Source organism: Vibrio sp. S234-5 (genome assembly GCF_000960595.1).
Taxonomy (GTDB): Bacteria; Pseudomonadota; Gammaproteobacteria; order Enterobacterales; family Vibrionaceae; genus Vibrio.
In genome coordinates, this window is the sequence record NZ_JZAM01000197.1 from 44,112 (window position 1) to 65,513 (window position 21,402).

The 21,402-nt window shown below is 43.7% G+C and carries 21 protein-coding genes and 1 pseudogene; 5 read left to right on the top strand and 17 right to left on the bottom strand.

Going from position 1 to position 21,402, the window contains the following annotated elements; genetic code table 11:
• Positions 1-2 precede the first annotated feature (2 nt).
• From UF06_RS10070 to ccoN, 5 genes are all read right to left on the bottom strand, one after another.
• Complete coding sequence (locus UF06_RS10070) at positions 3-479, bottom strand: FixH family protein (RefSeq protein WP_045570337.1); 477 nt, start codon at positions 477-479, stop codon at positions 3-5.
• A gap of 86 nt (positions 480-565) precedes the next feature.
• Complete coding sequence (gene ccoP / locus UF06_RS10075; protein WP_045570338.1) at positions 566-1,543, bottom strand: cytochrome-c oxidase, cbb3-type subunit III; 978 nt, start codon at positions 1,541-1,543, stop codon at positions 566-568.
• Positions 1,543-1,716 (bottom strand): CcoQ/FixQ family Cbb3-type cytochrome c oxidase assembly chaperone, encoded by a 174-nt coding sequence (locus tag UF06_RS10080; protein WP_039426412.1) that lies wholly within the window; start codon positions 1,714-1,716, stop codon positions 1,543-1,545. The genes ccoP and UF06_RS10080 overlap by 1 nt, the downstream gene beginning before the upstream one ends.
• 10 nt (positions 1,717-1,726) lie before the next feature.
• Positions 1,727-2,347: a cytochrome-c oxidase, cbb3-type subunit II gene (gene ccoO, locus UF06_RS10085; protein ID WP_039426409.1), complete on the bottom strand. Its 621-nt coding sequence runs from the start codon at positions 2,345-2,347 to the stop codon at positions 1,727-1,729.
• A gap of 12 nt (positions 2,348-2,359) precedes the next feature.
• On the bottom strand, positions 2,360-3,787 hold the full coding sequence (gene ccoN, locus UF06_RS10090) for a cytochrome-c oxidase, cbb3-type subunit I (protein ID WP_039443257.1): 1,428 nt from the start codon (positions 3,785-3,787) through the stop codon (positions 2,360-2,362).
• A 256-nt stretch (positions 3,788-4,043) separates the two neighbouring features.
• Between ccoN and UF06_RS10095 the strand changes: the two genes are divergently transcribed.
• The 3 genes from UF06_RS10095 to UF06_RS10105 all read left to right on the top strand — a co-directional run bounded on the left by UF06_RS10095 (position 4,044) and on the right by UF06_RS10105 (position 7,430).
• Positions 4,044-4,400, top strand: a complete 357-nt coding sequence (locus UF06_RS10095) for a hypothetical protein (protein ID WP_045570339.1) — start codon at positions 4,044-4,046, stop codon at positions 4,398-4,400.
• Positions 4,401-4,507: 107 nt separating this feature from the next.
• Positions 4,508-5,707 carry an FIST N-terminal domain-containing protein gene (locus tag UF06_RS10100; RefSeq protein ID WP_045570340.1) on the top strand — a complete coding sequence of 400 codons (1,200 nt, stop codon included), beginning with the start codon at positions 4,508-4,510 and terminating at the stop codon, positions 5,705-5,707.
• On the top strand, positions 5,697-7,430 hold the full coding sequence (locus UF06_RS10105; protein WP_045570341.1) for an ATP-binding protein: 1,734 nt from the start codon (positions 5,697-5,699) through the stop codon (positions 7,428-7,430). The genes UF06_RS10100 and UF06_RS10105 overlap by 11 nt, the downstream gene beginning before the upstream one ends.
• 138 nt (positions 7,431-7,568) lie before the next feature.
• Here UF06_RS10105 and UF06_RS24250 read toward each other — a convergent pair.
• From UF06_RS24250 to matP, 5 genes and pseudogenes are all read right to left on the bottom strand, one after another.
• Positions 7,569-7,685: pseudogene (locus UF06_RS24250) on the bottom strand (DUF3693 domain-containing protein); the annotation flags it as partial.
• A 52-nt stretch (positions 7,686-7,737) separates the two neighbouring features.
• Complete coding sequence (locus UF06_RS10110; protein ID WP_045570342.1) at positions 7,738-8,955, bottom strand: HDOD domain-containing protein; 1,218 nt, start codon at positions 8,953-8,955, stop codon at positions 7,738-7,740.
• 125 nt (positions 8,956-9,080) lie between these two features.
• Positions 9,081-9,404 carry a hypothetical protein gene (locus tag UF06_RS10115; protein ID WP_045570343.1) on the bottom strand — a complete coding sequence of 108 codons (324 nt, stop codon included), beginning with the start codon at positions 9,402-9,404 and terminating at the stop codon, positions 9,081-9,083.
• A gap of 112 nt (positions 9,405-9,516) precedes the next feature.
• A complete protein-coding gene (locus UF06_RS10120) occupies positions 9,517-9,828 on the bottom strand; it encodes a DUF3634 family protein (RefSeq protein WP_045570344.1) in 312 nt (103 codons plus the stop codon).
• A 15-nt stretch (positions 9,829-9,843) separates the two neighbouring features.
• Positions 9,844-10,293 carry a macrodomain Ter protein MatP gene (gene matP / locus UF06_RS10125; RefSeq protein WP_045570345.1) on the bottom strand — a complete coding sequence of 150 codons (450 nt, stop codon included), beginning with the start codon at positions 10,291-10,293 and terminating at the stop codon, positions 9,844-9,846.
• A 187-nt stretch (positions 10,294-10,480) separates the two neighbouring features.
• Here matP and UF06_RS10130 point away from each other — a divergent pair, with 187 nt between their 5' ends.
• Positions 10,481-12,121, top strand: a complete 1,641-nt coding sequence (locus UF06_RS10130; RefSeq protein WP_045570346.1) for a Lon protease family protein — start codon at positions 10,481-10,483, stop codon at positions 12,119-12,121.
• 71 nt (positions 12,122-12,192) lie between these two features.
• Positions 12,193-12,711, top strand: a complete 519-nt coding sequence (gene fabA / locus UF06_RS10135; protein WP_039426390.1) for a bifunctional 3-hydroxydecanoyl-ACP dehydratase/trans-2-decenoyl-ACP isomerase — start codon at positions 12,193-12,195, stop codon at positions 12,709-12,711.
• A gap of 152 nt (positions 12,712-12,863) precedes the next feature.
• Here the strand turns inward: fabA and rmf are convergent, their stop codons facing one another.
• From rmf to pyrD, 7 genes are all read right to left on the bottom strand, one after another.
• On the bottom strand, positions 12,864-13,037 hold the full coding sequence (gene rmf, locus UF06_RS24255) for a ribosome modulation factor (RefSeq protein ID WP_082069670.1): 174 nt from the start codon (positions 13,035-13,037) through the stop codon (positions 12,864-12,866).
• 165 nt (positions 13,038-13,202) lie between these two features.
• Complete coding sequence (locus tag UF06_RS10140) at positions 13,203-14,915, bottom strand: DUF3466 family protein (protein ID WP_045570347.1); 1,713 nt, start codon at positions 14,913-14,915, stop codon at positions 13,203-13,205.
• Positions 14,916-14,921: 6 nt separating this feature from the next.
• Positions 14,922-16,841 (bottom strand): ABC transporter ATP-binding protein, encoded by a 1,920-nt coding sequence (locus UF06_RS10145; protein WP_045570348.1) that lies wholly within the window; start codon positions 16,839-16,841, stop codon positions 14,922-14,924.
• Positions 16,819-17,061, bottom strand: coding sequence for a glutaredoxin family protein (locus tag UF06_RS10150; RefSeq protein ID WP_039445271.1), 243 nt, complete (start codon positions 17,059-17,061; stop codon positions 16,819-16,821). The genes UF06_RS10145 and UF06_RS10150 overlap by 23 nt, the downstream gene beginning before the upstream one ends.
• Before the next feature lie 11 nt (positions 17,062-17,072).
• On the bottom strand, positions 17,073-19,196 hold the full coding sequence (gene rlmKL, locus UF06_RS10155) for a bifunctional 23S rRNA (guanine(2069)-N(7))-methyltransferase RlmK/23S rRNA (guanine(2445)-N(2))-methyltransferase RlmL (protein ID WP_045570349.1): 2,124 nt from the start codon (positions 19,194-19,196) through the stop codon (positions 17,073-17,075).
• Positions 19,197-19,670: 474 nt separating this feature from the next.
• Complete coding sequence (locus tag UF06_RS10160; protein WP_045570350.1) at positions 19,671-20,213, bottom strand: cell division protein ZapC; 543 nt, start codon at positions 20,211-20,213, stop codon at positions 19,671-19,673.
• A gap of 158 nt (positions 20,214-20,371) precedes the next feature.
• Positions 20,372-21,382 carry a quinone-dependent dihydroorotate dehydrogenase gene (gene pyrD / locus UF06_RS10165; RefSeq protein WP_045570351.1) on the bottom strand — a complete coding sequence of 337 codons (1,011 nt, stop codon included), beginning with the start codon at positions 21,380-21,382 and terminating at the stop codon, positions 20,372-20,374.
• Between the last annotated feature and the right edge of the window lie 20 nt (positions 21,383-21,402).

Sequence of the window (21,402 nt, forward strand, 5' to 3'; positions counted from 1 at the left end):
TGCTAATTCATTAAAACTGTAGAGGGAGAGGGGAACGTGACACGACCTTGAATCAGCCATTTCTGGTCATGAGGCTGAAGCTCAACGAACCATGGTCCTTCAATGTGGTTCTCCAGAACCAGACGATAGACACCTTTCGCATCAGCGGTTAATAGCTTAGTGAAATCACGATCCGGTAAAGTGCGATGAGTGAAGGTCGCAGTGAGAGCGGGGAAATGGGCTAAGCTTCCTTTATCAAATACAATAGTGACCGCAGTATCATCTGAAGCGACAATCGCATTGAGGCCGAGCTCTTTGGCTACTTTAATCTTGCTGATATCAACGTTGATCCCTTTGCCTTTTTTATAGTAATCCTCCGCGACAAGCGAAACAGAGTTCTGAGAGAAGACGATGACAGTCGCTATCGTCCACGTCACTACCGTAAGTGGTAAAATGATCAGGAACCACGGCCAGAATTGTTTATACCAAGGCTTTACCATAAAAAAGTTCTCAACAACAAAATGAAACGTAAGGGCTTTAATTTAAAGGAAAGACAGCCCCTGAAGAAGGGGCTGTTATTGAAATGTTACTTATTATTTTCGGTGTTGCTCAGGCTCCAAACGTAAGCAGCAACCAGTTGAACTTTGTCTTCACCCAGAATATCTTTCCAGGCTGGCATTACGCCAGAACGGCCATTCATGACTGTTTCTGTTACATCTGCGCGCGAATCACCAAATAGCCAGTCTTTGTCTGTCAAATCTGGTGCACCAACAGCAGGGTTACCTTTTCCATCGGTACCATGACATGCTGCACAAACGACAAAACGAGATTTACCTGCTTCGGCTTCGCGAGCATTTACCGTGCGACCCGATAAGCTCAGAACGTAGCTAACGACTTCCTGAACCCCTTGCTCACCCAGTGCGTCTTTCCAACCTGGCATCTGACCAACACGGCCATGCATGATAGTTGTAACGATGGCTTGAGGCTCACCACCGTACAACCACGCGTTGTCAGTTAGGTTAGGGAAACCTTTTTGGCCACGCGCATCTGAACCATGACACTGCGAACAGTTTTGCAGGAACAAACGTTGACCAACTTTGGTTGCTTCATCATTTGCTGCAATTTCAGGGATAGAACGCAAAGCGCTGCCGTTGTACGCAAGACTACGGAACGCTTCACCAAAATAGGTATTTGCGTCGTCAAGCTCTTTTGCATACTGGTTTAGCTGCTTGTTTTGTTGTGCTGACGCGATGGCTTCTTTGTACTCAGCAACCGTACGAACTGTTTGGTCTGAACTCTGCCATCCAAGTACACCTTTGAAACTTCCCAAACCAGGGAACAGCGTCAAGTACACAGCAGCAAAAACAAACGTACTGATGAAAAGATAAGTCCACCACTTTGGTAGCGGATTGTTCAGCTCCCGAATACCATCGTACTCGTGGCCCATATCTGCACCTTCTTCGACGCCCATTTTATCTTTGGCGCACCAGAAAAGAAGTACAGCACAGCCCACAAGCGTACCGACAGTAATCACGATAATCCAGAGACTCCAGAATGTAGTCATTACTTCGTAACTCCTTGTTGATTAGGGCTAGATTTCTCTTCATCAGCAAATACTAAATTGGCTGCCTCATCAAAACTGGCCTTACGTTTTTTGCTGTAAGCCCAGACGACGATACCAATAAAACTGACAAAAAGTACGACAGTATAAATACTGTGTATTGTACCGAAATCCATAACAACCCCCTTATTTCATTGCATGACCCAAAGACTGAAGGTAAGCGATGACAGCGTCCATCTCCGTTTTTCCTTCAACATCTTTGCCAGCGTTGGCGATTTGCTCATCAGTGTATGGCACACCGAATTGATTGCGGAACAACTCCAGCTTCTTCTGAGTCAATTTGCCATCCAGTACATTCTCAGCTAGCCAAGGGAAACCCGGCATATTTGATTCAGGTACCAGTTCACGAGGGTCAAGTAAGTGGACACGGTGCCATTCGTCCGAATAACGACCACCTACGCGGGCCAAATCTGGACCAGTGCGCTTAGAGCCCCATAGGAATGGATGCTCCCACACACTCTCGCCAGCGACAGAGTAGTGACCATAGCGTTCTGTTTCAGAGCGGAAAGGACGAACCATCTGGCTATGACATACGTTACACCCTTCACGGATGTAAATATCACGACCTTCCATCTCTAGGGCAGAGTAAGCGCGTAGATTTTCTACGGGCTCTGTGGTTTGTTTTTGGAATATCAGTGGGGTGATTTCAACAAGTGCTCCCCAGCTAATTGCAAAAACGATAAAAATAGCCAACAAACCGACATTACGTTCAATGATTTCGTGGCGATTATTAGAATTTGAACTCATTCTGCAATCTCCTTATGCCGGTTGTGGAATAGCTTTCAAGCTATGTTTTGGTGCACTGACAGTTTTGTACGTATTGTAGGCCATCAAGAACATACCAGTTAGGAAGATGAAACCACCTAGGAAACGTACAAAGTAGAATGGGTAAGACGCAGATACAGATTCGACGAAACTGTAAGTCAACGTACCATCAGAGTTCACGGCACGCCACATCAGACCTTGCATTACGCCAGATATCCACATCGCTACGATGTACAGAACAGTACCAATTGTCGCTAACCAGAAGTGAACGTTGATCAGACCAACAGAGTACATACGTTCTTGACCAAACAAACGTGGGATCAAGTGGTAAACAGAACCGATAGAAACCATGGCAACCCAGCCCAACGCACCAGAGTGAACGTGACCGATGGTCCAGTCTGTGTAGTGTGATAGCGCGTTGACAGTCTTAATCGACATCATCGGACCTTCAAAGGTAGACATACCATAGAAGGAAAGAGAGACAATCAAGAAACGCAGGATAGGATCGTAACGTAGCTTATGCCATGCACCAGAAAGTGTCATGATACCGTTAATCATACCACCCCAAGACGGAGCAAATAACACAAGCGACATCACCATGCCCAAAGACTGAGTCCAGTCTGGTAGAGCAGTGTAGTGCAAGTGGTGAGGACCAGCCCAGATGTAAAGAGAAACGAGCGCCCAAAAGTGAACGATAGACAAACGGTAAGAATAAACAGGACGTTCAGCTTGTTTAGGAACGAAGTAGTACATCATACCTAAGAAGCCAGCTGTAAGTAGGAAACCTACCGCGTTGTGGCCATACCACCACTGCACCATAGCATCCACTGCGCCAGAATAAATCGAATATGATTTAGTCAAAGAGACAGGAATCGCCATACTGTTCACAATGTGCAGAACGGCAACAGTGATAATAAAGGCTCCAAAGAACCAGTTTGCCACGTAAATATGAGAGGTCTTACGTTTGATTAATGTTCCAAAGAACACCACAGCATAAGAAACCCATACCGCCGCGATCGCGATATCGATAGGCCATTCTAACTCAGCATACTCTTTACCCGATGTTAGACCGAGTGGCAGAGTAATCGCTGCAGAAAGGATTATCGCCTGCCAACCCCAGAAGGTAAAGGCAACCAAAGGTCCACCGAAGAGACGAGTTTGACAGGTGCGCTGTACAACATAATAGGATGTTGCGAACAGGGCGCTAGTACCAAACGCGAAAATTACCGCGTTAGTATGCAATGGACGTAAACGACTGTACGTCAACCACGGCGTATCAAAGTTAAGCTGTGGCCATACTAACTGAGCGGCAATCAAAACACCAACAGCCATACCAACAATACCCCATAGAATGGTCACTAGGGTAAACTGGCGAACGACTGTATAGTTGTAGTTTTGTTCAAGCTGCTTTTCTTGGCTCATTTGCATGCTTCCAATTTCTAATTAACTACACTTTACTTCCAACACGACTTGCGTCGTAACACCACCCAAACCAGCTCAAGAAACTAAGTCATTTCATGACGTTATTTCCCTTGCCGACTTTAAAGAAAAGTGGCATTTTCAGCCTGTAACTATACTTGAATTAACAAATCAATGACAGAGTAGTAACCTTACTGACGCTCAGGAATTGCTCTTTTATTTAAAAACTTTGAAGTTTGTAACAAGGAAAACGGTAAAAATGGCGGCGCAAAAGTTAACAAAGGCAAGGCTCGCACAAATATTGCTCATCCTGACAGTATTAGTCATCGCATTTATCTGGCGTACATTGAAATATGAGTCACTACAAATGTTGGATTGTTCACAAAACCAACCATGTGAATTAACAATTTCTCAAGAAAAGTTAGAAATAAGACGAGAAAATGATGGCATACGCATTCAACTGCCCAAAAACGGGACTTTGAAAATTGATTTAAATCAAAAACACTATTCTATCACTCGTGATGAAGAAAGTATTCTTCTAAGCGTACAAACCTATCCTGTCACTTTCTACATCCGGGATAAAGACATCACTGTTGCAAAGGTTATATATAGATAAATCTGACATAACACGCGAAATTTTAATCCCAAAATGCGGATCACTCTTAGCAATGAAAGGAAGTGGTGGTATAAAGGAAGTCAATTTACAAAATCATAAATTAGAAAATGCGCTGCCAAACTGTGTTTAGCCATGAGCTTGATGAAACGAAAGCGATTAGCGAGTTTCGCATGAAAATCAATAACAAACATCTTGCAATGCTCATTTGCTATTATACAGAAGAGTATTGTTGCGATAAGTTGCAACACGCATTTAAGACTCAGTTTCCTGGCATCCCATTTCATGGTTCAAGCTCATGTCAAGCTATAATGACAGAACATGGTTTTCATCCAGGTCCAGTGGTTGGTGTTTTTGCGATATTTGACAGTGGCTTCAACAATGCTTATGGCACGGGAATCTCTGTGGAAGCAAACCTTCCACAGACGGTTAAGTACAATGTCGAACACGTGCTTGAAATGGCACTGTGTCATGCCAATCGACAGAGTGAAGTGCCTAGTCTCATCCTTCTGCATTCAACGCCAGGTAATGAAGAAGAGATCATTCAAGCTTTAGATCAATACTTTAGAACTCTGGTACCCATTATTGGTGGTAGTGCTGCGGATAATCAGATCAAAGGAGCATGGTCTATTTTCACCTCTCAGGGCACGAGCAAAAATGGGATAAGCTTGACGGTTTTCTTTTCATCTCAATCCATCTACACCGGATTTAGTGCGGGTCATATCCCAACAGAGATTTCAGGAAAAGCAACCAAAGTTAAAGGGCGAGAACTGATTGAGATTGACAATCGTCCCGCGGCTAACGTTTATCAAGAGTGGACTGAGCTTCATTTCCAAAAAAATGAAAAACATAACGTCATATTTGATGTGGCAACCGCGTATCCGTTAGGGCGCATCGCAGGTCATCTTTATGACCACCCATATTTTATCCTTTCCCATCCCGTTCGCGAGACAGTGCAAGGGGGTATTGAGCTGTTTTCTAGGATAGATGAAGGCGATAGACTCTATTTGATGCGAGGTTGCAAAGAACAACTGATTCGCCGAGCCGCGCGAGTCGTCAATGCGGCGTTTTGGCAAAAGCTAGCAGACTCCAATAAGATTGGCGTAATTAATATCTTCTGTGCGGGTTCAATGATCCAAATACGGCAAGAAATTGATACCGTACTCGCACAGTTAGCCGATGAGCTGAATGGCAAACCCTTTATTTGTCCTTTTACTTTTGGGGAGCAAGGAAGATTTATAAGCGGAGAAAATGGTCATGGCAATTTAATGATCTCCTCGGCCATCTTCCATTCACCACATGACGCATAAAATCAAAAATACCTTCATCAAAGAAGAGCTACAAGAAGCGCTGGCTGAACTAAAAGAAAGTAGGGAACGTGAGAAAAGATTGGCAGAAGAGAACAAAGCCATTCTTAGTGCCATTTCCGCCATGAGTGAAGCTAAAAATCGCCATGAAATATTTTCTGGCTTAAAAGGCGTATTGAAAAAATACATAGATTTTGATGATTTTGTTGTACTTTCTCGCCACTGCGAAGAACCCTCATTCTCAACATTACTGACCACCAATCGCGCTTTTGCTCATATTGCATGGTCTGAAGGCGATAAATTCAACCGCGCTTTAGGCGGTGAATGCATCCTGCTGTTTGAGCCTTATAAAGCCAATGAATTCAAAAACATCAACAGCTTCATTCAAACTCACATCGGCTCCGTGTTGTTAACAGGAATAGACGCAGAAGTGACCCGGTCGGTCATTCTACTCGTTGGGAGCAGGCCAGGGCAGTTTAGCATTGAGTCAAAGGAGACTCTGAAACGTTTTTTGCCTTTGGTTGAACGCGCTGTTATCGATATTGAGCACAAAGAAAAGTTACAACGTATTGTAGAGGCGCGAACTCACGAACTGGCTGTGGCGCGAGAAGAATCAGAGCGAGCCAATAAGGCCAAATCCGAGTTTCTTGCCATGATGAGTCATGAGCTTCGAACACCACTTAACTCCGTATTGGGCATGCTAGACCTGCTCAAGGATTCCGGTATCTCTAAATACCAAAGCGAAGTTGTACAACAAATGGAAAGCTCCGCAGAGCTCTTGTTGGCACTCATCAGTGATATCCTAGATATATCCAAGATCGAATCAGGTAACTTTTCTCTATTAGAACAATGGATTAATTTAAGTGACACTGCCACTTCTGTATTGCGACAGCAACAGCAACTTGCAGAAAGCAAAGGGCTCCGTTTTCACTTCAATTTGTTCTTTGATCCACATAATGATTATTGGCTTGACCCAATACGTATTTCACAGATTCTATTCAATCTAGTGGGCAATGCTGTCAAGTTTACTCAAACCGGTGAAATACATATTCGTCTATCTGTTGAGAGGAATAAACTGATATTGGCCGTCAGAGATACCGGTATTGGTATAGAAGAAGACAAAATTTCATCACTATTTGTTGCATTTAAACAGGCAGATAGCTCAATCACACGTGAGTTTGGCGGCACAGGTCTAGGACTCGCTATTACCAAGCATCTTGTAGAATTAATGTCTGGAACTATTTCAGTTTCTAGTGAATTTGGCAAAGGATCTGAGTTTTTAGTCTGTTTACCAGTCAAAGAGCTACGGCGGACCAAGGGTGATAGCGTCACTAAGACTGATCTATTCAATAAGAGCTTGAACATACTCGTAGTTGAAGACACCAAATCTAATCAAATGGTCATTAAGCTGCTTCTGTCCAAGTTAGGACATAAGGTATTCATGGCAAACAATGGTAGTGAAGCCATTGAATTTATTGGACGAGATGAAGTGCCACTAGATATGGTACTTATGGATGTCTCGATGCCAGTCATGGACGGACTAACAGCTACAAGAACACTTAGAAACAACGGCTTCCAAGTACCTATTGTCGCACTAACAGCACACGCTCTAGAAAGTGATCGTCAGAATTGCTTGGAATCCGGAATGGATAGTTTTATCGCAAAACCTGTCAGAAAGCATGAACTAGAGAGTGTTATCCAAACATTCCACTACGTTGAACTTTAGCAGAAACGCTTGAACTTAATATAGAACAAAACAAACGCAGATTGTTTTGTTCTATATTATGGATTTTATGGTAAATCAGTTATGTTCAATTGCGATCGTCGTTATAAGGGAAAAGTGTAGGCGTAGAAGATTCAATATTTAACATAATATACATAATGCGCACTGAGATAGCAACATTACAGGGTCACTTATCAGTAACGCCAATGCACCGCAAGCCATTGAAATACCTGTTAAACCTAGCCCGTTAAACTTTTTTATATAGGAGTTCTGTCAGCGTTTCAAACTCCTTAACTTGATAAGATGCGAACTATTTAGACAGTATGAGACGTCCAGGGATACGGGCTTGGATTTCTTTTAGTGCAGATCCTGGCATCTGTACACGAGCAAACCAATATGGTTTGTGCTTCTCCACAAAGGCATTGCTCTGGTTCAGACCGTCATAAACGGAATACGCATGAGCTTGAGCTAAAGCCGCTCCGGCGATACTTCTATGCTCGACAGGTACCTTATCTAAGTCTTCCTGCACAGCAGTTTTAACAAACATTGAATTGGGTGACCAATCTAATGAGTCTAAAACGCGTTGCGACAACTGAGCTTCAAGTTCGTGAATTACTTTTGGTAGAAAAGATATATTCGCCATCACTTCTGCACAAGCATAGTACTCTTCGCGTTTGTCCTGTTCACGATACTTAATCATCGTTTCGACTAACGCATCTTCGAACGTATGCGTAAAATGATTAGCAATTAAAAACTGTCCAACGGTTCTTAGTACTCCAAGAAGTATCCCAACATCAGGTTCTTTGAAGCCAGCGTCAGACAAACGCATTCGAGTAACATTCGCGGTGACTATCATATGCTGCCACATTTTTGGTGCGATTAACTTAGTGTTCGCATCAGACCATTTGAGCATCGGCCTTGCCATCAGTACCGGAAAAAGTAATCGGCAATTTTCGATGCCAATTTGACCTATTGCGACTTTTGCATCGCTAACCCCTTTAGCAGTCTTCCCTATGCGTTCGCAGAATTTTGGGTTAGAGACTAAATCCACCACACTTGAGCTTAGTTGATGGCTCAACGTGGTTAGTGTGCTCAATTTGCTGAAGCTCAAAGATGGTGAGTAAGCAAAAGACGCCAGATGATCAAAGTGCGGAATTCCGTTAAACAGCTTATCTATGGGATTACTAAGCAGCTTTTTAACTAGAAGATGCTCGGTATGACGGCTTACATCCGCAACGACTCTTTTGAGGGTATTTTGGCGATCTTGTACCCTTTCTCGCTTCTCCTTAACTCTGGCTTGCTCACACTCAAGTAAAATACGTTGATTACGAGTGATCCGCTCATTTTCGGAAAAGATGACATCATCGCAGTAGCGACCTTGCAAACTGAGCAAGCTGTCAACATTAGACTGATCGAGCAAATATTTAATACTCACCAACCATTTGGCATGCCTCACTTCAACTTCATTGGCGACCAGCTCTGCAATGTCTACCGCTTCTTTGGTATATCGTCTATTCGCTAAAAGCAAAACACTCTCCCTTGAACTTTATTTGATATACCTAATTTTATTACATAACCGCATCACTTGGGATTTTTATGTGATTTTAGTTCCGAATATTGTGACTGGAAGTTACAAAGAAAATAGTAACGCATTCAATGTAATGTACTTAGGTGAATCACAAGCATGCTTTCCGCGTTGCGGTAACGATAACTAGAACCTATTTTTAGAAGCGCTTTACCTGCAGAGCATACCTTTTGATCACCTATACCAGAGACTCGCTTCACGATGGCATGCTTTTCTGTGTGCTCTAGGTAAATGACTAAGTCACAGTACCCTTCGTAGGAGTGGAACTGTTTATTTACTTTAGTTTGCAATTGTTTTTTAATTTTTGCCGCAACAGGATTCCTTGCGGAATCGTCAGCAGATGATGGAAAAGCTAAACAAATCGCAAGCAAAAGTGTGACACTGTATCGCATGAGTTTTCCTTATTGAAGAAAAGTCCAACGATAGCGTGTCACTCCTTTAATTTGAATATGATTGTTTTCGCCTCTCGCGTGAGTCGAAATAACGATGAAATTGAGATGTTTGTCAGGCGTGCTTTTTCCCTTTGCTTGCTCTAAATCCCTGGTGTGGGAAGACATTTCTAATGCGCTGTTGAATTTTTTTCGGAACTTGGTCGCTAAAGACCAACTTCATTCCCGCACGTTGGCTGTAGACTTTTAGCTCACCATCAAAGGGCGTTTTCTCACCAATCTCTTGTAAATTATGGCGAAATGATGGAGGCATATTTCCTTTAACAGCATTGATATGCCCTTGCCTAAAGCTAATTTTCAAGACAGGCCTGTCGATGGCGACTAACCAAAAGATTAACACCGCTGCAATCACGATAACATAAAGCATAACGCCCTCCTTGGTTTAGTCTGATAGCAGTTTACTTAAGTCTTCTTTTAAGCTGGTAACCGCAGCACTGGCTTTCTCGCTGCGCGAAGCTTCACTCAGCAAATATTCAATCGCATCAGATAAAGTGCATCCCAATTCATTTGCACGAAATGAAAGCTTCTCCCACACGCGATAATCGAGATCTATCGACTTTTTCTTTGTGTGAATCTGTTCTGCGTTGAAATGACGTTTACGTTTGGCACGAATGGCCTGCTTAAGCTTTTTATCTAGATCGAGAGCCATATGACGTTCAATCCACTCTATTACTTGCGTAGGTTGATGCTCAAACCTTCGAAGCTCAGCCACTGCGGCATCCGCTTCACTCAAATCGATGTGACGGGTAATCGCTTCTCCATCCTTCCATTTATTAACTAGATATTGCCACTTCCAGCCACATTCTAAATTCTCTAACTGTTGATATTTCATCTCTTCCATCCCAGCACGTTTGTAGTGACAGCGTAACTCAAGCCACGTCAGTTCTCAAGCTAGAGAAGATGCCAAGTAGAGTCAGATCAACCTTTTTCTTTATCGTCGGCATGCTCGTGGCAATTTACCTGCAGAATTTCATGATTCTGATATACTCCGCTGCAATTCCCGTTGATAAAGAATGTAGATGAACCAAGTTAACTGGCAACTCGTAACGCCTCAATTCGACCATTTTCGCCATGTCCTTTCCGAGCTCCACAACATTGAGCAGACAGACTACTTAGAGCTGCAACCCAGAGCCGCTTCGGCACTTGAAGCCTTTACGATTTCCTCTGGAATGCATCGCTTCTTACTTATCAACTGTGGCGACAATTCTGTATTCAGAGGTCTTATCAAAGAAGCGCTACAAGAAACGATATCTAATCATAACGTGTTATCGACCGAATCCTTGGCGATAGATCAATTGTTTGATACTTATAGGCTCGATAAAAACGGACAAATAGAGATGTTAACGGGCCAACTCTCACAAGTAGAAAACGGCATTCTGATTGTTTCTGCCAATTTGATTCTAACTAATCCGCTGCTTTGGCCAAAAATCAAAGCAGCGATGCTTGGTGAGCCAGTTTTACCGAAACCGTTAAAAGCCGAATGGTTTTCCCCACAAGTTGAACCTGTTGTTTATCAAAGCAAAATGGTGATCACTGGTGACAGAAACCAACTAGCAGAGCTGGACTATCTTGATGAAGATCTGCTTTCTTTGCTTTCAATGTACACTGAGTTGGAGGAAGATTTTCATCTTGATGATGACAACCTTACTCCTTACATCGGCTATTTAAAGTGGTTATGCAATAGATATGAGTTACCCTCTTTTGATCAAGAGGCACTTTTACGTTTGCTTACAGCCGGTGTGAGAGAGACGGAAGATCAACATTACCTGCCCCTGTCTCCACTTTGGCTACGCAACATACTTTCTCTTGCGGCAATTGAATCGGATAACTACCTCATAACTGGGGAAAATATGGATCGAGCGATTGAAGAGAAGCAGTTTAGAGAATCCTATCTTCCTCATCGTGCTATTGATGATATTCTTGATGGACAGGTGATTATTGAAACCACGGGCGAGCAGATCGGACAGATTAATGGGCTAACCGTTATTGATGTTACAGGGCACCCCGTTTCTTACGGCGAGCCGGCACGTATTTCATGCGTTATACATTTTGGCGATGGTGATGTTTCCGATGTCGAACGTAAAGCGGAACTTGGAGGCAATCTACACGCCAAAGGCATGATGATCATGCAAGCGTTTTTAGGTAGTGCGCTGCGACTTGACGAACCATTACCCTACTCCGCTTCGATTGTATTTGAGCAGTCCTACAGTGAAGTCGATGGTGACAGTGCCTCTCTAGCTGAACTCTGTTGTTTGGTAAGCGCACTTTCCGAGCAGCCAATTGACCAGCAAATCGCAGTCACAGGAGCGGTAGACCAGTTTGGTCGCGTTCAAGCTGTTGGCGGACTGAATGAAAAAATTGAAGGCTTCTACCAAGTTTGTAAACATCAAGGTTTTACAGGTGAACAAGGCGTTATTCTTCCAGAAACGAACTTAAAACATCTTGCATTGCATAAAGAGGTCGTTGAGAGCATTAAAGCGGAAGAATTTCATATTTGGGCTGTATCTTCTATTGATGAAGTTATTCCGCTGATTATGGGAAAACCATTTCGTGGCGAAGAAGACAGTGTGCTAAGTATGATTGCTGAGCGCATTGAGAATTTTGCTAAACATGACCATCCTCAAGGCGTTGTTGAACGTATTAAAAACTGGTTTGTCTAGTACTCATCGGAGTTGTTTAGCGTACACGCGTTCACTAAGATGCCTTGGTCAAAAATTGGAGTATACAGACAATGCAAAACAAACGTGAATCATATACCCGAGAAGATCTGTTGGCATCTAGCCAGGGCGAGCTTTTTGGTCCTGGTTATCCGCAGCTCCCTGCACCAAATATGCTTATGATGGACCGCGTGACCAAAATGTCAGAGACAGAGGGCGATTTTGGCAAAGGTCTTATCTTAGCTGAGTTGGACATCAAACCGGATTTATGGTTCTTTGATTGCCACTTTCCTGGTGACCCTGTAATGCCAGGCTGCTTAGGTTTGGACGCAATGTGGCAACTTGTTGGTTTCTTTCTTGGTTGGGTTGGTGGCCAAGGTAAAGGCCGTGCATTGGGTGTGGGTGAAGTGAAGTTTACCGGGCAAATCCTGCCAACAGCGAAAAAAGTCACTTACGAAATTCATATGAAGCGTGTCGTAAACCGCAAATTGGTCATGGGCTTAGCTGATGGCCGTGTTCTTGTTGATGGCAAAGAAATTTATGTCGCAAAAGATCTGAAAGTCGGTTTGTTCCAAGATACATCTGCATTTTAATTTCACTTTTGTAGCGGCCCTACTTTGGGCTGCTTATTTTGGCATCAAATCGTTAAGTTATAGTGCGCCAAATTGATATTTATTATCAGCAAAAGAAAAGGCTCACTAACAAGTGAGCCTCTCTTACAAATCCTTCTAGTTGTATGTGGACATCATTTATAGAGACCAGAGTGTTTATCACTTCTGGCGTCACGCCAACCACCTAACCAATACGAGCGAGCATCCATCTGCTGATAAGGACACTCCTCCTGAGACCTACCGTTTAAGCCAGCCTTGTAGCCTTGGGATTGTGCTCGATCTAGGCGATCACGCTTTTGTCTCTTCATAATTTTTTACCTCATACGGTCCATTATAACTAACGTACTACTATGAAAGTTTGATGGAGTTTTTATGACTCCACAATTAAGAATCGATCACTTGCGAGCATTTCTCAAGGTATAAAAAAAGCACAGAGTCAAAAATGTGAGCCTGTGCTTAGTTTAAAAATCGGTCTATTTTCTACGGAAACCAAAAAGCGCTAACAGTGTCAAAGAAAGCCAACCAAGGCCAGCGCCTTTACGTTCTGCCGCCGCTTTATCAACAGGTCTCGCTTCGATGTCTGCTGATGTCGCACCTGCGATTGGAACTAGTTTTACAGCGACAATCGTTTCAGCTTTGCTGCCACCACCACAGTAAGCATTATGTGACGTAGAATCATAACCGCCATCACACTTAATCGCAGTAGCAGAAATCACGCCCGCATCATTGATATCGGAAGCATCCACTATTCTGTATTGGTTATTGCTCGTCGGCGCATTACTGCCATTGGTGAGATCATCCAAAAACCAAGCTTTGTCGTTAAAGATAGCACGCCGCTCTTGATTCGCTCCTACTCCACCATATGGAAAGATAAAACCGCGCTTTCTCCGCTCTTTACCATCAATTTCACGGGTGTCTTCAGCATCGACTTGACCAACAATCTCGTTGTAATTATTGATCCCGCCCATTTTGCCACCAGCACCTGAGAAGAATAGGTTATCCAACGAAGTTAAAAAGGTCGCCGCAATAGAGTCTTCGCTGACATCTTCGATTAAAAACAATCGATTAGCCGCCGCTCCTTCTAAGGGTTTTGAACCAGAGCGCTTGGCTTCGCCAACAGCAACAAATTTTTCATTGACATTGGTCACGACAGAATTGCTATGAATAATGTCGCTACCAATTTTCATCTGTGCGCCACTCACCACTTTCGTTTCCCAAGTCGTTTTATCAAAAGCGCTATCATCGATAGTTCCGACAAAGACACTGGCATTGAGGTAATTGTCATCAGAAAAGGTGTTGTAACCCACCCCGTAGATAGTGATAGGTTTATCGTTTTCGTCTCTTAAAAGAGCAAAATCTCTCATACTACCTTGCGCGAGACGGTTTCCATCTCTATCCACCACTTGAGGCCAAGCAATTTGGCTAACATTCCCACTTTGGTCCCAAATAGCAGCTTTGGAAGTGTGATGAGAGCCATAATCATTAGTCGCAGATGTGGCAATGCTGCCAGAAGTGTAAGAACCGTCTGTTTTCCAGGCTCGAGACTGATAGAAATCCCCATTTGGTACAACAGGAGCAACGACGGTATTGCGAGTTTCTAGAGCCGTTTGATCCGCTTTTACCACACTCTGATTGCCTACTGGCAAGCCAGCTTCAGTCAAGCTATTGATAACATTATTGTATTTATTATTGTAAGCATTAGGAGCCCCTTCAACAAAGGCCAGCGCGTTCGATGTATAGTCTTTACTCAGCTCTTTTGACCATGGCGCCCAGTGAACAGAAGCCCAGGTATCACAAGTTGAGTAACGTAATTCGCGAAAACAATACGTTCTGAAATCATCGTAATCTTGGATATAACTGAACGCAGGATCCATGGCAAATGGCACTTCTTCACGATAACTAACCCCATCGACAGATATTCTCGTCTCCAAAGCCAGTTTAAACTGCTCATCACCACAAGCGGCAGCATTGTCAAAGCAGCCTTTATCAAACGGTAGCGTTTTTCCACTATCCTGATAGACGTTTCCAGCTTGAATGGCAACACCATAGGCTTCGTTGTACTCAGAAGTGCTGCCATTTTGGGCTGGGTAAACTTCCACAACTTTGTATAGCGCGGCGTTGGCCTGCATTGCACTACCCACCAGCAGTGCCACGGTCGTCATTTTGAATTTCATACTGCAATTCATTGGTTTTTAACTATCCTGTTGCATTGCTTCGAGCTCTTCCCATCTCTCGAAAGCGATTTCTAATTCCTGCTCCAAAGCGGTTAACTTATCGAGTACTGGTTGCGTTTTCTCTACAGGCTGCGAGAAGAAATCGGCAGAGTTGACCTTCTCTTGCAAGGCTTCAATGTCGGTCTCGAGCTGTTCCAATCGAGCAGGTAGCGCTTCCAACTCTCTCTGGAGCTTATACGATAACTTCTTCGAGGTGTTCTTTACTGGCGCTGTTTTGGGAGAATCCTCAACCACTTTCGTTTTAGGAGATTGTTTTGTCTCAATTTCCCTTGCTAAGATCGCCTGAGAACGCTGTTGCTGCGCGTCGTGATAACCGCCGACAAACTCTTCAATCCGTCCTTCACCCTCAAAGATCCAACTTGTGGTTACGGTGTTATCGACAAATTGTCGATCGTGGCTAACCAAAAGCAATGTACCCTGATAATTGGCAAGTAATTCTTCCAAAAGTTCCAACGTTTCAATATCTAAATCATTGGTCGGTTCATCAAGAATCAATAAGTTGTTGGGTTTAAGGAAAATACGCGCGAGCAAGAGCCGGTTTTTCTCACCGCCAGAGAGTGCTTTGACGGGGGTTCTGGCACGCTTGGGCGAAAAGAGAAAATCTTGCAAATAACTCAATGCATGTCTATCACGCCCACCAACCGTCACTTCCTGTTTACCATCGGCCAGATTGTCTATAACGGTTTTTTCTGGATCTAAAATCTCGCGGTACTGGTCAAAGTAAGCAACTTCAAGCTTAGTACCACAATGAAGTAGCCCTGATTCTGGAAACAATTGGCCAAGCAACAATTTTAGTACTGTACTTTTGCCGCACCCATTGGGACCAATCAATGCGATGCGATCACCACGCATGATATTGAAGCTAAAATCATCAACGATTGTCTTGCCATCAAAGGCAAAATGGAGGTTTTTCGCCTCAAAGACGATCTTACCCGATCGCGACGCATCATCAATCTGGATCTTCGCTTTACCTTGCACTTCCACACGGCTTTGGCGCTCTTCACGCAGTTTTTTTAATGCGCGAACACGTCCTTCGTTACGGGTTCTGCGTGCCTTAATTCCTTGACGAATCCAAACTTCTTCTTGGGCGAGTTTCTTGTCGAATTCTGCATTCTGCATCTCTTCAACACGAAGCATCTCTTCTTTTTCTACCAAGTAATTTTCGTAGTCACCCGGGAAAGAGGCGAGCTTACCACGGTCAAGATCGACAATACGTGTCGCCATCGCCTTGATAAAGGCACGGTCGTGAGAAATAAAGATGATGGAACCACGGAAATCTTTTAAAAACGTTTCTAACCATTCGATCGTCGTGACATCTAAATGGTTAGTCGGTTCATCCAGCAGCAAGACATCTGGATCGCAAACCAATGCTTTGGCCAGAGCCGCTTTACGCTGCCAACCACCGGACAAATCGGTCAGCTTAGTCTCTGCGTTAAGCTGAAGTGCCGCCAAAACGTGGCTCACTCGATCGTCAAAACGCCAGGCATTCGCGTGATCCAGTTGTTCTTGCACTCTGGCAAGCTGGTTTATATTTTTCTCACTTGGGTCAACCGCAACAAGATCCAAAAGATCATGGTAGATCTTTAACTGCTGACCGATTTCTGCCAACCCACCAGCAACATAATCATAAACCGTTCCCGATTCATTTCTTGGCGGATCTTGCTCTAGACGCGATACCACCACATCTTGCGTGATCTGAAACTTGCCGTCGTCCATTTGGATTTCACCAGCAAGCACCTTCATTAAGGTCGATTTACCTGCTCCATTACGGCCAACTAAACAGACTCTCTCATTTTCTTGTAAGGCAAAATCCGCTTTATCGAGCAGAGGATGGTCACCAAATGCCAGTTGACCATTATGAATGGTAAGTAATGCCATTATCTTCCAACCATTGAGTTAATTCTTTGAGATCAAAAGGCCAGTTTATTTCGGCCCCTTGGTAATGCAATACAGGGATAGTGACACCGTAACGAGAAAACAACCCATCATCGAAAGCAATGTCGATAATCTCGAGTTTATCCCCTATTCCTGCTTGATTTGCGAGTTCAAGGGCCATCTCACAGAGATGGCAGCCTTGTGTGCTGTAGAGTATCACCAATGCATTCACCATTAGTTCTGATGCGTTACCAACCAGCAGTTATGGATCTGTTTGTTGCGTTCAAAATCGAGTGGTAACGTCTGTGAAGAAATATTTTGAGCATTCAAACCAAGCTCTAGAAGCGATTCCAAGTCCATTTTGAAGTGACGCTTATTATTGGAGAAAACAATCGTTCCTCCCGGTCTGAGCAGACGCTTTAGGTTTTTCATCAGTTTGATGTGATCACGTTGTACATCGAAAGAAGCTTCCATCCGTTTCGAATTGGAAAATGTTGGTGGGTCAATAAAAATGAGGTCGTATTGTCCCTGTGCGTTCTCTAACCACTGTAGACAGTCGGCTTGCTCAAACTTATGTTGATTGCCTACGCAGCCGTTTAACGCCATGTTGTCTTTTGCCCATTGTAGATAGGTTTTGGACATATCGACGGTCGTCGTAGAACGAGCACCACCTTTGGCTGCATGTACCGTCGCACTCCCTGTATAAGCAAACAGATTCAAGAAATCCTTGCCCTGAGCCATTTCACCAAGACGGCGGCGAGTGATCTTGTGATCAAGAAACAAACCCGTATCTAGGTAATCGTAGAGATTCACAATGAGCTTAACGCCATACTCGTTGACTTCCATCGTCTGTGCGACTTGAGCCATTTTCTGGTATTGATTGCGTCCTTTTTGTTTTTCACGCACCTTAAGCACGACTTTGTTCGCTTCAATGCCCGTCACCTGTATAGTGGCACGAATAATATCCGTCAGACGACGTTTCGCTTTTTCCTCTGGAATGTCTTTAGGCGCCGCATACTCCTGAATAACAATATGATCGAGATAGATATCAATCGCCACATTGTATTCAGGAAGATCAGCGTCATAGATGCGATAGCAATCCAGTTGTTCTTTCTTTGCCCACTTGCCTACTTTGCCAATATTTTTCTTCAATCGATTGGCAAAATCAGGGGCAATGGAAAGAGGTGTATCAGCCCCTTCAATCTGTTCAGCGCTTCTTTGCGCTATGGTGTAATTCTTTTGGTGACAAGGTAACGCACCATTGTTCAATTTAAACTGCTTATCAGCACGCATACGCAGACAGCTTAATAGCTCATCTGAACTCGAGAAGATGGAGGCAGTACAGCCGCCAAACTCAGACTTAAGCTGCCCACCAAACGCGGTGTAAAGTGCAATTAAGCCTGGCTCTGTACCCAAACGCTCACCGTATGGGGGGTTAGATACAATTACGCCATGGTCGAAACCTTGCGGACGTAACAGTGTTGCCGCATCACCCAATTTAAATTCAATCAGCTCAGCCACACCTGCACGTCGCGCGTTTTCACGTGCAATGCCAAGGACTTTTTCATCGTTATCAAAGCCATAAAACTTTGCGTCAACTTTTTTGACACCACGTCGAGCGGTGACACTCGCCTCTGATTTTATCTGTGCCCACACTTCAGGTTCAAAATCTTCTAAGCACTCAAACACCCATTTCTCACGCTTTACACCTGGAGCCATGTTCGCAGCCATCATTGCCGCTTCAATTAACAAGGTTCCTGAACCACACATGGGATCGATGAGTGGTTGAGTTGGGTTCCAGCCAGAACGAAGGATGATTGCAGCAGCCAGTGTTTCACGCAGTGGCGCTTTTCCCGAAGCTGGACGGTAGCCGCGTTGATGTAATCCGCTACCGACCATATCAATACCCAGAATGGCTTTATCTTTGTGTAGCCTCACGTGCAAACGCACGTCTGGTCTTTCTTTGCTAATACTCGGGCGAGGCAATCCTTTCTTCTCAAAACAGTCCACCACACCATCTTTCACTTTCATCGCACCATACTGGCTGTTTCTTATTTCACGGTTGGTTCCGTTGAAATCAACAATGAACTTTTTCGTGCTGTGGAACTGATTTATCCAGTTAATCGCGACGGTTGCCAGATAAAGATCCATATCATCCTGACAGGTAAACTCAGAAAGGATTCTTACGAAACGAGAAGCAAGACGGCTCCACAAACAGCAACGATAAATCTGCTCATTTGAAGCAGAAAATTTCACCCCTGCCTGTACGGGTTTGGCGTCTGTGATCCCTAGATTCGTCAGTTCTTCAGCAAGAAGGTTTTCTAACCCATTTGAGGTAACAGCAAGATATTGGTTCATAGCGTTCTTTAGCAATTAAAAATGGTGCTGATTATACCTGATATTCTTTTCAATGCCTCGTATTTCAAAGGTTTTCTCCTCCACTGACTCAGGTGGCAAACAACTGCTCAACTTCTAAGCGGTCATTCTCTTTCAAATGTTATGGCTCAGGTCACTGTCAACATCATCTCTTATCCAGATTAATTGGCCCACAAGCAAAGTGAATACTTATTTACGTCCATTCTGGTATACACCAAAATAATTCTGGTTGTGTAATTTACTTACCGAAAGAGCAAAACAAGGAATAATTGATGATTATTCGACCTAGGCAGGCCTACTTAGGGAGGTTAAACGAGAAGAAAAAATTGGCTCGAAATCACACAGTAGAATTTAGGAACAAGAGAGATTTGTCATTTCGACGTAACTGAGGGGCAAAAAAAATCGACCTTATAGGTCGATAAATGCAAACAATAGGAACGAAAATAAAGGAAATTTTTATCCAACAAGAGCCATGGGAAGGCATAAATCGGCTTGATTTGGAACGCTCATTCGATCGTGCATGACTTTAATTGCTTCACCGTAGGCCAATGACTTTTCAGCCGTTAATAAGAAGCCCTTCAGTTGTACTGAGCACACCAAACTTGCGTGGTCCCCCGCTTCTAGAACAATAAACAGCCCTCGATTAAAGCTATTTGACAGTAACACCAGCTCTCCTTCTGCTGGTTGATGCTCTGTGCCACTTGCATCAAAGAACCAGCTCTTAGGTTGAACGGGTTTGTGAAACCGCTTTGCCGCCACACAATACAGCGTAAGTTCATCCTTGCGGTATTCATTGAGCTCTAGATAAGCGAGACCTTCTTTGAAGGTTTGAAATGAACTGGCATCGTCTACCGTGAATTCATTTTGCGAAAATGCACAATCTACAAGATGTTTCTTGGTCAGGTTTGTTTGGAAGACGTAGGTATCCCCCAAATCAAGCATCAAACAAGCCGAAGACTTGTCGAAATACCATTTCCATTTATCACTTGGTTTAAGCATTATTCCATTCTCACGTTAGCTCAGAATTAAGGAGGTAAACGCTTAATTACCTTCCAGTACTTTTGATTCTACAAACCAACAGACAAAAAAAAAGAGGAAACACGTTCCTCTTTTTTTCGTAATAAGGCTTGATTTGTCAGTAGCTTATCGCTTGTAAGTTACAGATTTTTAACAATATCGCGTACCAGACCCGGTCCATGATAAATAAAGCCAGAATAAACCTGAACCAGATTCGCCCCCGCCATCATTTTCTCTTTTGCGGCGACAAATGAATCAATACCACCAACACCGATGATGGGAATGTCACCCTGTAACTCCTGATGAAGTAGACGGACAACTTCGGTACTGCGTGATTGTAGCGGACGGCCACTTAGCCCACCCGCTTCATTGGCGTACTTCATTCCTTCCACAATACTGCGATCAAGAGTGGTGTTGGTGGCGATCACGCCATCGATCTTATTTTTGATCAACGATTGGCAAATTTGCTTAATTTCTTGATCAGTAAGATCTGGCGCGATCTTCAGTGTAAGCGGAACATACTTTTTGTACTTTTCTGTTAGCTCTTCTTGTTTGCGTTTCAATGCGGACAAAAGTTCATCCAACGCTTCACCATATTGTAGAGAGCGCAATCCTGGCGTATTAGGTGATGAAATATTCACCGCAATATAGCCAGCGTATTCGTACACTTTATCCATACAGATGAGGTAATCCTCCACCCCTTTCTCAATCGGCGTATCTTTATTTTTGCCAATATTGATCCCAAGGATACAGCTGTATTTGGCTTTTTTTACATTCTCAATCAGGGAATCAACGCCTTCATTATTGAAGCCCATACGATTGATAATGCCCTCGGCATTAACTAGACGAAACAAGCGTGGCTTGTCATTTCCAGGCTGAGGTCGTGGCGTCACGGTACCGACTTCGACAAATCCAAACCCCATAGCGTCAAACGCTTCAATGCATTCCCCATTTTTATCGAGCCCCGCGGCCAAGCCGACAGGATTACGGAACGTTAATCCCATACACTCAACAGGACGATGTGGAAGTTGTTGGCGGTAGAATAGATCGAGAGGTGTACCGGTGAAACGTTTGAAATTTTGAATGGCAAGGTCATGCGCCTTTTCGGCATCCAATTGAAAAAAGCCAGCTCTGGCTAGACGGTAAAGCATTGTGCCTCCGAAAGAAAAAA

Excerpts from the sequence above, each read along its gene's own strand:
- UF06_RS10105 (WP_045570341.1), top strand. The coding sequence starts at position 5,697 with ATGACGCATAAAATCAAAAATACCTTCATCAAAGAAGAGCTACAAGAA.
- ccoP (WP_045570338.1), bottom strand. The coding sequence starts at position 1,543 with ATGACTACATTCTGGAGTCTCTGGATTATCGTGATTACTGTCGGTACG.
- UF06_RS10070 (WP_045570337.1), bottom strand. The coding sequence starts at position 479 with ATGGTAAAGCCTTGGTATAAACAATTCTGGCCGTGGTTCCTGATCATT.
- UF06_RS10095 (WP_045570339.1), top strand. The coding sequence starts at position 4,044 with ATGGCGGCGCAAAAGTTAACAAAGGCAAGGCTCGCACAAATATTGCTC.
- rmf (WP_082069670.1), bottom strand. The coding sequence starts at position 13,037 with ATGAAGAGACAAAAGCGTGATCGCCTAGATCGAGCACAATCCCAAGGC.
- UF06_RS10130 (WP_045570346.1), top strand. The coding sequence starts at position 10,481 with ATGAACCAAGTTAACTGGCAACTCGTAACGCCTCAATTCGACCATTTT.
- UF06_RS10140 (WP_045570347.1), bottom strand. The coding sequence starts at position 14,915 with ATGAATTGCAGTATGAAATTCAAAATGACGACCGTGGCACTGCTGGTG.
- fabA (WP_039426390.1), top strand. The coding sequence starts at position 12,193 with ATGCAAAACAAACGTGAATCATATACCCGAGAAGATCTGTTGGCATCT.
- matP (WP_045570345.1), bottom strand. The coding sequence starts at position 10,293 with ATGAAATATCAACAGTTAGAGAATTTAGAATGTGGCTGGAAGTGGCAA.
- UF06_RS10120 (WP_045570344.1), bottom strand. The coding sequence starts at position 9,828 with ATGCTTTATGTTATCGTGATTGCAGCGGTGTTAATCTTTTGGTTAGTC.
- ccoO (WP_039426409.1), bottom strand. The coding sequence starts at position 2,347 with ATGAGTTCAAATTCTAATAATCGCCACGAAATCATTGAACGTAATGTC.
- rlmKL (WP_045570349.1), bottom strand. The coding sequence starts at position 19,196 with ATGAACCAATATCTTGCTGTTACCTCAAATGGGTTAGAAAACCTTCTT.
- ccoN (WP_039443257.1), bottom strand. The coding sequence starts at position 3,787 with ATGAGCCAAGAAAAGCAGCTTGAACAAAACTACAACTATACAGTCGTT.
- UF06_RS10080 (WP_039426412.1), bottom strand. The coding sequence starts at position 1,716 with ATGGATTTCGGTACAATACACAGTATTTATACTGTCGTACTTTTTGTC.
- UF06_RS10115 (WP_045570343.1), bottom strand. The coding sequence starts at position 9,404 with ATGCGATACAGTGTCACACTTTTGCTTGCGATTTGTTTAGCTTTTCCA.
- UF06_RS10100 (WP_045570340.1), top strand. The coding sequence starts at position 4,508 with ATGCGCTGCCAAACTGTGTTTAGCCATGAGCTTGATGAAACGAAAGCG.
- UF06_RS10160 (WP_045570350.1), bottom strand. The coding sequence starts at position 20,213 with ATGCTTAAACCAAGTGATAAATGGAAATGGTATTTCGACAAGTCTTCG.
- pyrD (WP_045570351.1), bottom strand. The coding sequence starts at position 21,382 with ATGCTTTACCGTCTAGCCAGAGCTGGCTTTTTTCAATTGGATGCCGAA.
- UF06_RS10145 (WP_045570348.1), bottom strand. The coding sequence starts at position 16,841 with ATGGCATTACTTACCATTCATAATGGTCAACTGGCATTTGGTGACCAT.